This window comes from Paenibacillus shunpengii (genome assembly GCF_042684905.1).
Classification (GTDB): Bacteria; Bacillota; Bacilli; order Paenibacillales; family Paenibacillaceae; genus Paenibacillus; species Paenibacillus shunpengii.
Map to the genome: position 1 here is coordinate 378,820 of NZ_JBHUMJ010000003.1, position 15,364 is coordinate 394,183.

The window sequence follows — 15,364 nt, forward strand, 5'->3', positions numbered from 1 at the left end:
TTTTCGGATATGTGGATTTTAGCTGGCAGTTGGAAGTGCCAAGTGTTGAATTCTGACCTTGCACGAAAATATGTTATAATGGGCCGGATATAGAGAGGATGTGAGGTAACATGGTACGTTTTGGAATTATCGGAACGAATAAGATTACGGTTCAATTTATTGAAGCGGCATCGACTCTTCCTGATTTTAAGCTGACAGCTGTCTATTCTCGTACAGAGGAGAGAGGACGAGAATTTGCGGAACAGCATGGTGCGGAGCACGTATTTACTGATCTTGAGGAAATGGCCCAAAGCGATGTGCTGGATGCGGTATACATAGCGAGTCCGAACTCGTATCACAGTAAGCAGGCTGTTCTCTTGATGCAGCACGGCAAGCATATTCTCTGTGAGAAGCCAATGGCATCCAACAGCAAAGAGTTAGCAGATATGGTTGCTGCGGCAGAAGCCAATAAGGTTGTGCTCATGGAAGCGATGAAGTCAACGCTTATGCCGGGGTTTAAGGCGATGCAGGAGCATATCCTTAAGCTTGGACAAGTGCGTAAATATATGGTGAACTACTGCCAGTATTCATCTCGCTATGATGCATACAAGCAAGGAGACATTCAGAATGCGTTCAAGCCTGAGTTCTCCAATGGCTCACTCATGGATATTGGGATCTACTGCATCTACCCGATGGTGGTATTGTTCGGCCAGCCGGAGAATGTCAAAGCGACAAGTGTCATGCTGGATTCGGGAGTAGATGGTGAAGGCAGCATCGTGCTTCAATATAAAGATATGGAGGGTGTGATCAGCTATTCCAAGATCACCAATTCCTATTTACCTTCGGAGATCCAAGGTGAAGAGGGCAGTATGATCATTGATCATATTAACGTACCCGGAGCGGTCACCTTACGATATCGAAACGGCGATTCCCTGCAAATATCTGAACTGGACGAAGCACCAGCCATGAAGTATGAAGCGGAAGAGTTTATCAGGCTCGTTCAGAGCGGTGAGCTTCAATCGGTTAACAATTCACACCAGCATTCCAGCATAACGATGGAAATTATGGATACCGTTCGCAAGCAGATCGGACTCGTATATCCTGCTGATCGCTGATGCTGGGAGATTAAGCAGAGATTAAACACAAAATAACCCGGAACGCGAGAAGGTCAGCGCTACCGGGTTATTCTTAATTAAGAGCAACTAGAGAATCGTTAAGTAACTCCGTTGCTTGCTCTGGTGATACATTCCGAGCATAAATAAGCTCGCTGATCACGAGCTTTCGCGCATTGTTCAGCATGTTCTTGTCCGACCAACCTAACGTTTTGCGAGTCATCAAATTACTTAGGTCGCGGATAACTTGAATCTCCATACAGATGTCTCCGGTTTTCAGCTTGCCGAGCATCAGTTGTTGTCTTGTGTTCGGATTTGAAGGGATATCCCCGCATTCTTCTTGAAAAATGGCTTTGGCCAGCATCAATGTTGCTTCATCACTGATGCAGCGAATTCCTAGAGAATCTACTTTCGCTACAGGGATAGATACATTCATAAGAGGATGGTCAATGCGGACCTCAAAGTACCATTGCTTCTCCCCAAGAATTTCTTTTTCTTCTAAAGAATGAATAAAGCCTGCGCCGTACATTGGATAAAAAACACAATCTCCTACTTGATACATGAATAAAGACTCCTTTTCTCTAAGATCTAAAGATGTGAACTTTTAATGGAGTGAAAGCATCAATAATCGCAATCATAACGACATCGATTAAGCCAGATGACGATCTTATCCTCCAACAACTTTGCTTGAGACTTGGAGCTTAATATACAAGATGACCGAGGCATCTCCTTCTATTATATCATACCCTTGTTTTAGTGATGGATCAGGTAAATATCGGAAGCTGAAGGAGAGGAATAGTCAACGCAAAAAAACCAAGCCCAGATCAAATTTGACCTGGGCTTGGTTTGGGTACTGACCATAATTTTATAACATTTAAAGCGTCGCGTTTGTTTTGTTATTCTCTACGGACAATTGCTCTGGATAACCGTAAGTTCCGTGCTCACTCATATCCAGACCGATCAATTCTTCCTCTTCTGATACACGAATTCCGATCGTCTTCTTCATTACCCACAAAATTGCATAGGATACGATGAAAGCGTATAGTCCACAAGCGATAACACCCATAGCCTGAACACCTAACTGACCGAAGCCGCCGCCGTAGAAGAGACCCGCATTACCAACACCCAGTTTCTCAACGAGCTCTGGAGTTGCGAAGAAACCAGTGGAGAGTGTTCCCCAGATCCCTGCTGTACCGTGAGCGGAAAGTGCTGCGATAGGATCGTCGATACCCAGGTTTTCAAACATACGGATACTGAAGAATACGAGAATACCAGCGATAAGACCGATCACAATGGCTGCCCAGGAATCTACATAAGCACAAGATGCAGTAATCGCAACGAGACCTGCAAGAGCACCGTTAAGCATCATGGATACATCTGCTTTACCCATAACAGCCCAAGCGATCAGAAGGGCGGCTACGGCACCGGCTGCTGCACCGAGCTGCGTATTGATAGCGACATATCCGAAGAAGTTACCATCTTCAACCGTAATCGTACTGCCGGCATTGAATCCAAACCAGCCTACCCAGAGGATCATGACACCGAGTGTAGTGAAAACTTGGTTATGACCAGGCATATTAAGAGGTTTGCGGTCTTTATTATATTTACCGATACGTGGTTTGAGCAGGAGTGTTGCTGCAAGCGCCGCACAAGCACCTGTCAGATGGACAACGGTAGATCCGGCGAAGTCTTGATCTCCGTGGTCTGCCAGCCAGCCACCGCCCCAGATCCAGTGTGCGATAACCGGATATACAAGGATAGAGAACAGTGCTGCGAAGATTAAGTAAGCGGACAGCTTAGCTCTCTCTGCGAAGCCGCCCCATGCAATGGACATTGAGACTGCTGCAAAAGCCAGCTGGAAGATGAACATAACGGTAGGTGCTACTGTGCTGTCAGCCGGAACCTCCGGTTCGTTAAAGAAGAAGTAATCTCCCCATCCGATGATTGAATTACCTTGACCACCAAAAATAAGTGCATATCCGACTGCCCAGAATACTACAGACACAATACCAACTGTAAAGATCGTTTTACCTGCGACGTGCCCGGCATTCTTCATCCGAGTCGACCCTGCTTCGAGCAGGATAAATCCGGCTTGCATGAACAGTACAAGAATAGCTCCGAGCATTACCCATACGCTGTTGATTCCGATTTCCATCTGATCCACTCCTTGTGTATGATGTGTGATGCGCCCCTTCTGACTTCTTAACATCCGTTACTTCAACCTTAATCTGTAAATCACAACCTTCAAGATAGCCGAGTCGCTTCAAAATAGAATGGTTATGGCACAAGCGAGTGTCGAACTCCCCTTGTTTCATGAAATCAGTCTATTCAGCTGCAAAGGTAATGACTTGGCCGTTGAATCATAGACAACCTTCCTCGCCAGGATCTGAACGTTCATGTATTCTGCAAGAAGCTGAAGCAGTGTATGTATCATGATTCGTCTCCAGTCGGTTAGTCACCAGTGAATCTCAGAAGATTTAAGGTTCCTTATTTAAAGGCTCTGACCGTATTTTAGGTGCAAAAGCACTTGTTGTCAATATATCTAACATAAGAACTTTTATATTTTCTTGTTTTTTCATAAAATTTGCATAATTATTTGCACTTTATCACCTATATTGTGAAGACGACATACGAATTGACCTTGTAACTCCGACTTTTGTTTGAATTTATAGAATGGCAATTAGCCCTATATTTGAGTTTATATAATGGCAAATAGCCGGTTCAATTGATAGAATAGTTAACATGAAGCATCATTTATACAATTGTTGAAACGAAAATAAGAGATGAACGTATTATTGTTACGTTATTTTCAGTAGAATGTATGTAAGTAGTTAGAGCTTTTATTCAGTTAGAGAGGGATGCGGCTGCATGGAACAAGAGAAGGTGTGGCCAGACAGGTTCAAGAGATTTTTTCTTAACAATAAATTTGTGTTGTTCCTGCTGGTCGTTTTATTAGTTGGGCTGAATGTAATGGTGTTCAGCAAAATATCTTTTATTTTTCTCCCGATTGAAGTATTGCTCAAGACGATTATACTGCCCATCATATTGACGGGTGTTGTATATTATCTGCTTAATCCGATCGTGGATATGCTCGAGAGACGAAGAGTGAAGCGTGTATACTCCATACTTATTTTATATCTGCTGATCGCAGCAATTATTACTATTGTTGTACTCGCGGTTATACCGGTTGTTCGTCAGCAAATTACGGATCTGGTTAAAAACTTCCCTGTCTATTACGAGAATGTTGTTCAACAATTTGAACAATTCATTGGCACAGGCTACTTAACGCAGATCGAGAACACGCTCCGCATTAATTTTAACGATATTGTGGGAAGTCTGTCTGAGCGGGTGAGTACTATTGTGGATTCGACCGTTACGGGAATCGGCGGCTTCCTGGGTGTACTGACCGAAACTATTCTGGCTATCATTACGGTGCCTTTTATTCTGTTCTACCTGCTGAAGGACGGGAAGAAGCTTCCTGGCTATTTGCTGTCTTTCTTGCCTACCAATATCCGTGGCGGCACTTCCAGAGTACTTTCGGAGTCCAATCATCAGATCAGCTCGTATATTCGTGGTCAGATTATCGTCAGCTTCTGTATCGGTGTTCTGCTATACATCGGCTACATTATCATCGGACTTGATTATGCATTGATCCTTGCGGTCATCGCAGCTTGTACCGCGATTGTACCTTATCTTGGTCCGGCTATTGCCATCACGCCTGCGCTCATCGTCGCAGCGGTGACTTCGCCGATCATGCTGCTCAAGATGATTGCAGTATGGACGATTGTACAGCTCGTTGAAGGTAAGTTTATTTCACCTCAGATTATGGGCAAATCGCTCAAGGTGCATCCGATTACGATTATCTTTGTTATTCTGACAGCGGGCAATCTGTTTGGAGTCGTCGGAATTCTGCTTGCTGTACCAGGCTATGCTGTACTGAAGGTGGTATTCACCCACCTCTTTAATTGGTTTAAGAACCAATCGGGACTGTACGGTCCGGAGAGCAGGGAAGACAGCTACAAACGTTAAGTGTATTAAGCAGCAGATTTTCTCTTTTTTTATAAAAATAAAGCGCTCAGGGTATCAGGGCTGTACAGCCTGATTCCACTGAGCGCTTTTTTTGCTCTATTGAATCCATTTCATCAAAAAGGTGAATTAGAAACTCTATATACCCTTGATTTAAGCAGTTAAAGATATGATGAAATTAATCCTATTCATGCTTAATATGCTGAAGCGTCTGGATAAAAATTTGCTCAATATGTCCGTCATCAAGGGAATAATAGACGGTCTTACCTTCTTTGCGACGCTTGACGATACGCATGTTACGCAGGGAGCGCAGCTGATGAGAGATAGCAGACTGGCCCATTTCAAGCAGTACAGTCAGGTCGTGAACGCATAATTCGCGCTGCAGAAGCGCATCTATAATCCGGAGACGTGTAGGGTCGCTGAATGCCTTGAACCAATCCGCCATTTGCACCGAAGTTGGTTTATCCATTAGGGACATCTTCGTCTGGTCAAGCTGGGCCTCGGTTCCGAAGCAGGTAGGCTCGCATTCCTCGACGACAGGGGTTGCCTTTTGTTCTTTCATGTATATCACCGCCTCTTTAATAGCTCTATTATAGCCAAAATCAGGCGGTCTGCATAAAGATAAATTTGAAGAACACAAAAGATTGACTTCTTTTTGACCCGGTGCATATAATGGATTCATAACATATGAATGATTGCTCATATATTGATGTTGTTCGGTGGGAAGAGGAGATGACACATGGTGAGTACAAATACAAGTCAAATAAAAAAAGAACTGCTTCTGGAAGGGCTGCATTGTGCCAATTGTGCCCGTAAGATTGAAGAAGGTGTAGGTAAGATCGGTGGAGTCTCCTCCGTTGCTGTCAATTTTGCAACGACGAGAATGAGTATCACCGCCGATGCTGACAGATCAGCGGAAGTGCTCACTGAAGCTGCCAAGAAAGTGAGAAGCATTGAGCCGCATATTCGTGTTTCCGTAATCGAGCCGGCAAGTGCAGCAGCTCATCGTCATAAAGATCATCATGACCACGCAGCTTCACACGCTGAAGAGCATGCGGACGGACACTCACATGCAGGACATCAGCATGACGCAGGAGCGGCTCAGCTGTGGAAACGCGGCGCACGCCTTGCCGTCGGCACAGCGCTTGCAGCGTTAGCTGCGCTCGTACCGATGTCAGGCTATGCTGAGATTGGTTTATTCATCCTTGCGTATCTCTTGGTCGGCGGTGATGTGGTATGGCAGGCGGTTCGCAATATTTCAAGGGGACAGGTGTTTGATGAATATTTCCTGATGACCATTGCAACGATTGGCGCCTTTGCCATTCAGGAATATCCTGAAGCCGTCGCTGTCATGCTGTTCTACCAGGTCGGTGAAATGTTCCAAAGCCTTGCGGTAAACCGTTCTCGAAAGTCGATTCAATCACTAATGGATATACGTCCTGACTACGCTAATCTCGAAACAGCGGAGGGTGTGGTCAGAGTGTCACCAGAGCAGGTGAGCATTGGCGACCGCATCGTTGTAAAGCCAGGCGAGCGTGTACCGCTCGACGGGAAAGTCATCAGCGGAACCTCCATGATGGATACTTCCGCTCTTACAGGAGAATCTGTTCCCAGAGAAGCTCAGCCAGACAGTGAAGTGCTTAGCGGCTTCGTGAATCTGAATGGTGTGCTTACCATGGAAGTATCCAAGGATTATAGTGAATCAACGGTGTCTAAAATTTTGGAGCTTGTTCAAAATGCAACGAGCAAAAAAGCACCGACAGAGACGTTCATTAATAAATTTGCGCGTGTCTACACGCCAATTGTGGTCATTGTTGCCGCATTGCTGGCTGTAGTGCCGCCATTCGTCATCAGCGGGGCGGAATTTGCCGATTGGCTCTATCGTGCACTGGTCTTTCTGGTTATCTCATGTCCATGTGCGCTCGTGGTCTCCATTCCGCTGGGCTTCTTCGGAGGGATCGGGTCAGCCTCAAGGGCAGGCGTGCTAGTGAAAGGCGGCAATTACCTGGAGGCGCTGGGTGATGTAACAACGATCGTTTTTGATAAAACGGGTACGCTGACAGAAGGCGTATTTCAGGTTACTGGCCTATATCCTGCAGATAACGCGCAGCAGAATCCAGAAGAGCTGCTCAAGTATGCAGCCTATGCAGAGTATCATTCCAATCATCCGATTGCTGAGTCGATCCGAAGCGCATATGGTCAGGAGCTGAATCAGGATCGGGTCGGAAGCTATGAAGAATTAAGCGGTTATGGGATCAGGGCTCTGCTTGACGGTACAGAGGTGCTTGCGGGAAATAAGAAGCTTATGGAGCAGCACGGAATTTCTTACGCTGAGCCTGTGCAGCACGGTACCGTGGTTCATATCGCAATAGGCGGAAGCTATGCAGGACACATTGTTATCTCGGATAAGGTGAAGCAGGATGCGGCAAGAGCTATCAAGGAATTGAAGGCACTCAATATAACGAAGACGGTCATGCTGACCGGGGATGCGCGTTCCGTTGCGCGGTCGGTGGGAGAGGAGCTCGGAATCGATGAGATTCATGCAGAGCTGCTGCCTGCCGGCAAGGTGGAGCAATTGGAGCGGCTGGTGGAGAACAAGCCGGCCAAGGAGAAGGTCATGTTTGTCGGAGACGGCATTAATGATACACCTGTGCTTGCACGCGCGGATGTTGGCGCAGCCATGGGAGGTCTGGGCTCGGATGCTGCGATTGAGGCCGCTGATATCGTCATTATGACAGATGAACCGTCGAAGATCGCCACGGCCATTCGTATAGCGAAACGGACGAGAGTGATCATCTGGCAGAACATCATCTTTGCTCTTGTGGTGAAGGGATTGTTTCTCATCCTCGGGGCCTTTGGAATGGCAGAGATGTGGGAGGCTGTATTCTCGGACGTAGGTGTAACAGTGCTTGCTGTACTCAATTCCATGCGGATCTTGAAATATAAAGGCTGACCCTTTGCAAGCAGGCCGCAAAAAGCTTATTCTCTTCACTGGGAGAGAATAAGCTTTTTTTTGGTTCAGCCGGCTAGCTTCCGATGGCAGTTTATGCAGCCCGTCAAGGAATAAGATTTAATGCTCTATGCTCCTGCATTTCGCAAGGATTTCAGCTTGTTTGCTTTTCTCCGGCTGCTGCTGATCGTCAACTGGCGGTGCTTCGGAGAGCGCATAATCCAGCGTTTGAAGGCCTCCGTACCGGCTATGCTAGTCAGCATCGGGGATGGGGCATGAATATAACGGAGTGCTGCATACAAGCATGAATTGAGCAGTATATCCGTAAATACAAAATAAGCAATATCTGAGCTGCTCACGATAATGACAGTATACTTTTGCCGGGAAGTATGGGTTATCGTACCTGATCCATATACACCAATAATACGGTATTTCATGGTGCTGCTCCTTTCGTACTTAGGACGAACCGTCCGCACTTTAGTTTGTTTATTGTATGTCCCTTTGGCTTGGCCCTATGTATGCTGTCCTGAACTTAGGTTAGCCCGCTGGGTAATAGAGACTGTGGAGAAGTACAAGAATATCGATAAATGATTGACAATGAGGAGGAAGCAGCATGCGCAAACAACAGTTATACATCGGAGGAGAATGGATAGAAGGGACCTCGTGGAAGACGCTGTATTCCCCTTATTCCGGGGAAGCTCTTGCAGAGATTGCAGTGGCTGGGGAGCAGCATGTCGAAGCAGCGATCGCCAGTGCCGAAAAAGCCTATGCAGTGACCCGGCGTATGCCGGCGCATGAGCGTTCAGCTATATTGAACAAGGTGGTGGATCTGCTCCACCATCGGCAGGAGGAAGCGGCTGCTCTTATAGCAAGGGAGGCAGCCAAGCCAATAAAGGCGGCAAGAGCCGAGGTTAAGCGAACAATTGAGACCTATCGTTTTGCAGCAGAGGAAGCTCGCCGGATCCAGGGGGAATCGCTGCCGATGGATGCTGCGCCTGGAGGAGAGGGAAGAGTCGCTTACACCGTGAGAGAGCCGATCGGTGTAGTTGGGGCCATCACTCCGTTTAATTTCCCCATGAATCTGGTCGCACACAAGCTGGGTCCGGCTGTGGCGGCGGGAAATACAGTGGTACTGAAGCCTGCAGGTCAGACCCCGCTATCTGCTTATTTCATAGCCGAGCTGTTTGAGGAGGCGGGACTGCCCAAGGGGGCTCTGAATGTAGTGAGCGGCAGCGGCAAAACGATCGGAGATTTGCTGGTGTCTGATGAACGGGTCAAGCATATTACTTTTACAGGCAGTCCAGGCGTGGGCAAGGGGATTCGGGAGAGGGCAGGTCTCAAAGGGGTTACGCTGGAGCTCGGTTCGAATTCAGCCGTCATTGTTGATAAAGATATCGACAATCTGGATGCTGTTGCAGAGCGAATTGCACAGGGTTCATTCTCTTATCAGGGACAAGTCTGTATTTCGGTCCAGCGGATTTATGTCCATGAGTCGGCAGCTTCTTCATTTATTGAGCTGCTCAGAGAGAAGACAGAGGCACTGGTAATTGGCGATCCACTGGACTCAGCTACGGATGTATCCGCCTTGATCTCGGAGGAGGATACGAGCAGGGTGCTGGAGTGGATCGAGGAAGCCGTTCATGAAGGTGCTGAGCTCATTACCGGTGGTGAGGTCTCACAACGAGTACTTGCGCCAACGATCATGACCCATGTGCCGCATTCGGCGAAGCTGTCCAGCCAGGAAGTGTTTGGTCCGGTGGTGGTCATTCATGAAGTCAGCTCGATTGAAGAGGCAATTGAGAAGGTGAACGATTCGGTATACGGCCTTCAAGCGGGGATCTATACGAATCATATTCAGCACGCGCTGATGGCCGCTGATTTATTGGAGGTCGGAGGCGTCATCATCAATGATATTCCTACTTTTCGATTGGATCATATGCCATACGGCGGAGTTAAGCAAAGCGGGTATGGACGGGAAGGAATTAAATATGCGATAGAAGCAATGACAGAGCTGAAACTGGTTGTCATGAACCGCGGTATGTAGAAGCTCGTAACACAAATAGCAGGGGGTGGTCCATCCACGCCCTGCTATTTGTGTTGATAGATTTTATATATCGCAAGCTACAGCTGCTCTGCCAGAATGCTCACGAATCTCTCCAAGAACGCCTGATCTTCTTCGTCGAAACGGTTAAGCAGTGGACTATCGATATCAAGCACACCGAACAGCTCGCCATTCTTCACGATCGGCACGACAATCTCACTGTTCGTCGCAGCATCACAAGCAATATGTCCAGGGAAGTCATGAACATTGCGAACGAGCTGAGTCTTGCGCTCCGCTGCCGCAGTTCCACACACGCCGCGTCCAAGCGCAATGCGAATGCAGGCAGGCAGCCCTTGGAAGGGACCCAGCACAAGCTCTGTGCCGTCGTATACATAGAATCCGACCCAGTTAATATCCTTAAGGAATACATTCAGCAGAGCGGAGGCATTGGCCATATTCGCTACAGCATCGGGTTCTTCGTAAATTAAGCCCTTCAATTGATCAATAACAGCTTGGTACTGCTCGCTTCTAGTACCCTCATAAGTCATCGCATGGAACATTTCTTATCACCTTCCGGTATGAATAGGGTATGCCCATTCCATAAATCTTTTCACGTTTTGTGCAAAGTTATGAAATTGACTCACCAGCTATAATTTTGAATGAATATCCTTGTCATTGTAAGGGATTGGCGTTTCTTAAGCAAGAGGATTGGTGAAGTAAATACTGTAATTGAAGTCGGAAAGGGGATATGATTATGCTCGCAGATGTGCAAAACTTATTCATTCGTATTCATATGCTTCATCTCGCTCAAACGGAGGATCTGACGGTTACAGACGTCCTGACACGACTGGAGGCGTTAGATTACCGAGTCGGTGAACGGGAAGTGAAACAGGAGCTGGAGAGACTGACGCAGGAGAACTTTCTGACTTCCCATAATGATCAATTCAGCATTACCGGTGCAGGAATTAATGAATTCAAGGAAATTCAGACGGTTCTGAATACGGTGTGCTCTGAAGTGGGAGAAAAGAATAAAGTGTAGTTTGCAACGGTGGCTTCTTCATTTGGGTCATCGGCAAAAAAAGTCCGTCACCTCTAAGGCGAGGCTTCCTTACTGTCATTACTGACAGTCACAGGAAGCTCGATTCAGGGGTACCGGACTTTTTTTTATGAACATCATCATCTTCTCTAGCCCCATTGGGTCCGTAGCTGCTGTTCTACCGAAGCAGAGGAAGCAGGAATAGAGGATGCAGGATATAGCTGAATATGCTCATGCTCAAGCACTTCGTCAATAAATTCAAGAACCTGTGTACGATATAATTGCGGATTGACCATATAAGCGTTGGCATGAACAGCCCCTTCGATCAGGAGCAGCCGCTTGACCCCTTTTTTGACCCTATATAAATCCTCGCTCATCTTCGTAGGTACGAAGCGATCCTCAGTTCCGTGAATAAACAGGGTGGGAATATCGCTGATTTGGACAGCCTTTGTCGGGGATACCTGCTCGAAACGGAAGCCTGCTTTTTTCATCACACGCCGGCTTACCAGATAGTAGAAGCAGGATACAGGATATAGACGAACCCTTCGCAGCTGATACTTCATCAGCTCGGTCAGATCGGAGTAGGGGCAGTCCGCAATAATGAACCGGATATTCGAAGCAGCCATTGCGCTATATTCCAGTACGGTGCCTCCGCCAAAGGATTGACCATGCAGACCTATAATACAATTCTCGCCAGCCCGCTGATTCACGTATTCCACCCAGGCTTCAATATCGTACTTTTCCTTATAGCCGAACGTGGTGTAGACTCCTTCGCTCTTGCCATGTCTGCGCTGATCTACAAGCAGGAGATTAAAGCCCGACTCCTGAAACATTTGAATGTATTGTGTGGAAATAAAGTGTGAGGCGGTATAGCCGTGAACGATAATCATCCAGCGCTTGGAGGAAGGATTCGCTTCAATCATCACAGCATGCAGCTTAAGTCCATCACGGCTTCGGATCCAGACATCCTCTTTCTGAAGCTTCTTAAAATCAGAACGATGATACACACCGGCTTTCTCCAGGAGTGAGAACAGGTAGTCTTCACTGCGTACTTTCATCCGTATCATTTGCCTAAATCCAAACGAAACGATGCCTTCAATCAGGAAATAGACCGAGAGAAGCAGAAAAGCGATTTGATACATATATGGAAAACCCTCCTTTCAACATCGGTAATAGTATTTGTTAGAATGACGGCGGCCATTCATGTCCACTTGGCACATTTACCTATTATTAAACGCTTGTCACCATTTCAATCCTGTGATTAGATAAGCTACAATTGGAATTATTCATTTCAGTACATGAGCAAAAAGGAGTATGAAGTAATGTATGTATGCGGCGGTTACATTCCTGAGCTGAAGACGGAGCGGTTGCTGCTTCGCAAGCTTATGAGAAAAGACAGCAAAGAGATCTACACCATTTGGTCCGATCCAAAGGTTACTGCCTATATGAACATCTCAGCGATGCACAGCGTACAGGAGGCAGAGGATATGATTGATCTGCTGGATCAGGCCTCACGGACAGAAGACGGCTTCCGCTATGCGATCATTCTCCAAGAGAGCGGCGCTGTTATCGGCAGCTGCGGATTTAATTATTGGCAGCTTCAAGGTGCATTCCGTGGAGAGATTGGCTATGAGCTTGCTTCCATTCATTGGCGCAAGGGATACATGACAGAAGCGCTTCGAGCCCTGCTGCAATACGGATTTGAAACGATGGGACTGAATCGAATTGAAGCGCTGGTGGATCCTAGAAATACAGCCTCACAGCAGCTGCTTCATGCGTTGTCATTCCAGTGTGAGGGCCTGCTTAGGCAGCTGCACTATACATCGACTGGATATAAGGATATGCAAATGCACTCCATTTTGTTTGAGGAATGGAAATATAAATAGAAATGTGAAGAATAAAGGAGGAATATGGAGTAATGCTGCTTCAATATCGGAGGGGAGCCTCTCTACTGCACCGGATCAGTCCATTAAGCAAATTGGTGATGCTTGCGGCGTGGACCGCAGCAGTTCTGAATTCGGAGCATTTGCTGGTACAGGGACTGATGTTTCTCGTTCTGCTGGTAATTGGAAAATTAGGTGCAGGACTGCTCTTCTCACAGCTGAGAAAAGCGGTCTTCTTCGTGCTTAGCTTTGGTCTTCCGTATTTTGTCTTAACTACACTCGCAGTGCCTGGGAAGGAACTGTTATGGGAGCTGGGCCCGATTCATATCGCAGAGGACAGTATGATGCTGGCCGGCGCGCTAACCGTGCGTATGTTTAATCTGTTTGTTTCATCTCTGTTGTTTATTACAACAACGGATCCACGGGATTTTGTTCATTCACTGACACTTCGTTTGAAGGTGCCGTACCGGTTTGCGTTTGGCGTCTCGATTGCCCTCACGTTTCTGCCTTTACTCGAGGAGGAGGGGAGAGTGATTGCTCAGGCGCATAAGGTGAGAGGAAGTGAACCGAAGACAGGAATCCGCAATAAGCTTCGTTATTATCGAAATTATGGTGTTTCAATTCTGGTCAACTGTGTCCGAAGAGTGCAGCAAACGGCTGGAGCAATGGAGGCAAAAGGGTTCGGGGCCTATCCGGAGCGTACTTATCTAAGAGTTCGCAGGTTCTCGCGTTATAGTGCGTGGTATGCAGGGGGGAGCGTTCTGATGGTCTTGATCGGAACGCTGTGGTGATCGGGGTTCATTCATCATAGCGTCTCGTTCTGGACTTATTGTTAACCTATAACGATCATTTTTATGTTGACAATTGAACTGCATGTCTATAAATTAAGTACAGTAAAGCATTCTCAAGGCACCTACATCTCGACTGAACTGAGCGTGCTGATCTGAATGAGTATATCGCTATATCACATCTGAACAGAATGGAGAGAGGATCGTGTCAAAAAAAGAATCTCGGCTTAAACGTCATTTTGCAGCGTTTACTACCCTGGACATTGTTCTGATGGCTATGCTGGCGACAGCGAACGGAGCCATGACCTTTTACTTGTCGGTCGTGAACAAAATGCTGAACAATTTCGGAGGCCCTATTGCCACTTCGACAATTGTGGGATTATATATGATCTATGGATTACTGGCCTATTACATTATCCGCAAGCCCGGTACGGCCGTCATTACATACAGTATAGGTGCACTGGTGCAGAGCTTTATAGGCTCCGCCTACGGTCTGGCATCCATCATTGTTGCGGCACTATGCTATATGGTCGTTCTGGAAGGACTATGCTGGATCACAAGATATAACAAATGGAATCTAACTTTTATGCTCATCGCAGGTGCGGCTCTTGTGCCGTTATGGTTTGTCTTCGCAGCGCAAATGTTCGGCTACACGGCGTGGGGCTGGCCTGTTCTTATTAGTGCTTTTGTTACCCGTGTCATAAGTGGTGCCGTGCTGTGCGGATGGCTGACGAAAGTGCTTGGGGATGGATTGATTCGCACGGGCCTCTTGAAGAGATATCGTTCATCCGAGCAGCCGTTAGAAGTGTAAGGGAGCGGGAGATATGGAGGATGCACACGACAATCTTATGATTCATAAACCCATGGTTGAATTCAAAAATGTCAGCTATCAATACGAAGGAGAGGCCAGCCCTGTGCTGAAGGGCCTCTCTTTTTCCATTTGCCAAGGAGAGCGGGTTGCTCTGATCGGAGGCAGCGGAAGCGGCAAATCTACGGTATGTCAGCTGCTTAACGGTTACTTGCCCCGGTCCGGCGGAGGGAAACGCTCGGGAGAACTGCGGGTTCGTGGACTGGACCCGGCCGTCGCTTCGATTGCCGATATTGCAGCGGTCTGCGGACTGGTATTTCAGGACCCGGATGCACAGCTTGTTCAAGGCATCGTTGAGGACGAGGTGGCTTTTGGCCCGGAGAATTTATGCCTTGCCCCTGAGCTGCTGGAACAGCGGGTAAGTGACGCCCTCAGCGCTGTGTCGCTTGTGGAGAAACGGTACGATGAAGTGTCCAGACTGTCTGGGGGGCAGAAGCAGCGGACAGCGATCAGCAGCATTCTGTCGCTCGCACCAGAGGTGCTCGTCTTCGACGATGCGGCGGCGAGCCTTGACCCGCCGGCGCAGCGCAGACTCGTGCAGCTATGCAGCGCGCTGCACGAGCAGGGCCGGACGCTGATCACCGCGTCCGGGCGGTTTGACGATCACGCGCTGCAAGCGTCGCGCGTGATCGTCCTGGATGGCGGTGCCGTGCGCTTCGCCGGCACGCCGCAGGAGCTGCT

General features: G+C 47.6%; 16 protein-coding genes. 9 read left to right on the plus strand and 7 right to left on the minus strand.

What is annotated here, in order from left to right; translation table 11 throughout:
* Positions 1-110: 110 nt before the first annotated feature.
* Positions 111-1,094, plus strand: coding sequence for a Gfo/Idh/MocA family protein (locus tag ACFSVM_RS16040; RefSeq protein WP_076314674.1), 984 nt, complete (start codon positions 111-113; stop codon positions 1,092-1,094).
* Between the two features lie 73 nt (positions 1,095-1,167).
* Here the strand turns inward: ACFSVM_RS16040 and ACFSVM_RS16045 are convergent, their stop codons facing one another.
* From ACFSVM_RS16045 to ACFSVM_RS16055, 3 genes are all read right to left on the minus strand, one after another.
* On the minus strand, positions 1,168-1,653 hold the full coding sequence (locus tag ACFSVM_RS16045) for a CarD family transcriptional regulator (RefSeq protein WP_076314673.1): 486 nt from the start codon (positions 1,651-1,653) through the stop codon (positions 1,168-1,170).
* 312 nt (positions 1,654-1,965) lie between these two features.
* Positions 1,966-3,246 (minus strand): ammonium transporter, encoded by a 1,281-nt coding sequence (locus ACFSVM_RS16050; RefSeq protein ID WP_081872379.1) that lies wholly within the window; start codon positions 3,244-3,246, stop codon positions 1,966-1,968.
* Between the two features lie 156 nt (positions 3,247-3,402).
* Entirely contained in the window at positions 3,403-3,525 is a 123-nt protein-coding gene (locus ACFSVM_RS16055) for a hypothetical protein (RefSeq protein ID WP_256209788.1), read from the minus strand.
* A gap of 434 nt (positions 3,526-3,959) precedes the next feature.
* Here ACFSVM_RS16055 and ACFSVM_RS16060 point away from each other — a divergent pair, with 434 nt between their 5' ends.
* Positions 3,960-5,120, plus strand: a complete 1,161-nt coding sequence (locus tag ACFSVM_RS16060; protein ID WP_076314672.1) for an AI-2E family transporter — start codon at positions 3,960-3,962, stop codon at positions 5,118-5,120.
* A gap of 181 nt (positions 5,121-5,301) precedes the next feature.
* Here ACFSVM_RS16060 and ACFSVM_RS16065 read toward each other — a convergent pair whose 3' ends face one another.
* Positions 5,302-5,679 (minus strand): ArsR/SmtB family transcription factor, encoded by a 378-nt coding sequence (locus ACFSVM_RS16065; RefSeq protein ID WP_090725587.1) that lies wholly within the window; start codon positions 5,677-5,679, stop codon positions 5,302-5,304.
* Positions 5,680-5,856: 177 nt separating this feature from the next.
* Between ACFSVM_RS16065 and ACFSVM_RS16070 the strand changes: the two genes are divergently transcribed.
* Positions 5,857-8,070 (plus strand): heavy metal translocating P-type ATPase, encoded by a 2,214-nt coding sequence (locus tag ACFSVM_RS16070; RefSeq protein ID WP_090725586.1) that lies wholly within the window; start codon positions 5,857-5,859, stop codon positions 8,068-8,070.
* A gap of 125 nt (positions 8,071-8,195) precedes the next feature.
* Here ACFSVM_RS16070 and ACFSVM_RS16075 read toward each other — a convergent pair whose 3' ends face one another.
* Entirely contained in the window at positions 8,196-8,504 is a 309-nt protein-coding gene (locus tag ACFSVM_RS16075) for a hypothetical protein (protein WP_076314669.1), read from the minus strand.
* A 176-nt stretch (positions 8,505-8,680) separates the two neighbouring features.
* Here ACFSVM_RS16075 and ACFSVM_RS16080 point away from each other — a divergent pair, with 176 nt between their 5' ends.
* Entirely contained in the window at positions 8,681-10,111 is a 1,431-nt protein-coding gene (locus tag ACFSVM_RS16080) for an aldehyde dehydrogenase family protein (protein WP_090725585.1), read from the plus strand.
* Positions 10,112-10,188: 77 nt separating this feature from the next.
* On the opposite strand, the gene ACFSVM_RS16085 is transcribed toward ACFSVM_RS16080, so the two are convergent.
* Positions 10,189-10,668, minus strand: a complete 480-nt coding sequence (locus ACFSVM_RS16085; protein WP_090725583.1) for a GAF domain-containing protein — start codon at positions 10,666-10,668, stop codon at positions 10,189-10,191.
* Positions 10,669-10,862: 194 nt separating this feature from the next.
* Here ACFSVM_RS16085 and ACFSVM_RS16090 point away from each other — a divergent pair, with 194 nt between their 5' ends.
* Positions 10,863-11,147, plus strand: a complete 285-nt coding sequence (locus tag ACFSVM_RS16090) for a hypothetical protein (RefSeq protein ID WP_090725582.1) — start codon at positions 10,863-10,865, stop codon at positions 11,145-11,147.
* A 146-nt stretch (positions 11,148-11,293) separates the two neighbouring features.
* Here the strand turns inward: ACFSVM_RS16090 and ACFSVM_RS16095 are convergent, their stop codons facing one another.
* A complete protein-coding gene (locus ACFSVM_RS16095; protein ID WP_090725580.1) occupies positions 11,294-12,286 on the minus strand; it encodes an alpha/beta hydrolase in 993 nt (330 codons plus the stop codon).
* 180 nt (positions 12,287-12,466) lie between these two features.
* Between ACFSVM_RS16095 and ACFSVM_RS16100 the strand changes: the two genes are divergently transcribed.
* From ACFSVM_RS16100 to ACFSVM_RS16115, 4 genes are all read left to right on the plus strand, one after another.
* Positions 12,467-13,030 (plus strand): GNAT family N-acetyltransferase, encoded by a 564-nt coding sequence (locus tag ACFSVM_RS16100; RefSeq protein ID WP_090725579.1) that lies wholly within the window; start codon positions 12,467-12,469, stop codon positions 13,028-13,030.
* A 32-nt stretch (positions 13,031-13,062) separates the two neighbouring features.
* On the plus strand, positions 13,063-13,818 hold the full coding sequence (locus ACFSVM_RS16105; protein WP_090725577.1) for an energy-coupling factor transporter transmembrane component T family protein: 756 nt from the start codon (positions 13,063-13,065) through the stop codon (positions 13,816-13,818).
* Positions 13,819-14,086: 268 nt separating this feature from the next.
* Positions 14,087-14,626 carry an ECF transporter S component gene (locus tag ACFSVM_RS16110; protein ID WP_090725892.1) on the plus strand — a complete coding sequence of 180 codons (540 nt, stop codon included), beginning with the start codon at positions 14,087-14,089 and terminating at the stop codon, positions 14,624-14,626.
* A gap of 13 nt (positions 14,627-14,639) precedes the next feature.
* The coding region (locus ACFSVM_RS16115; protein WP_379263364.1) for an energy-coupling factor ABC transporter ATP-binding protein at positions 14,640-15,364 on the plus strand (725 nt) is incomplete at its 3' end.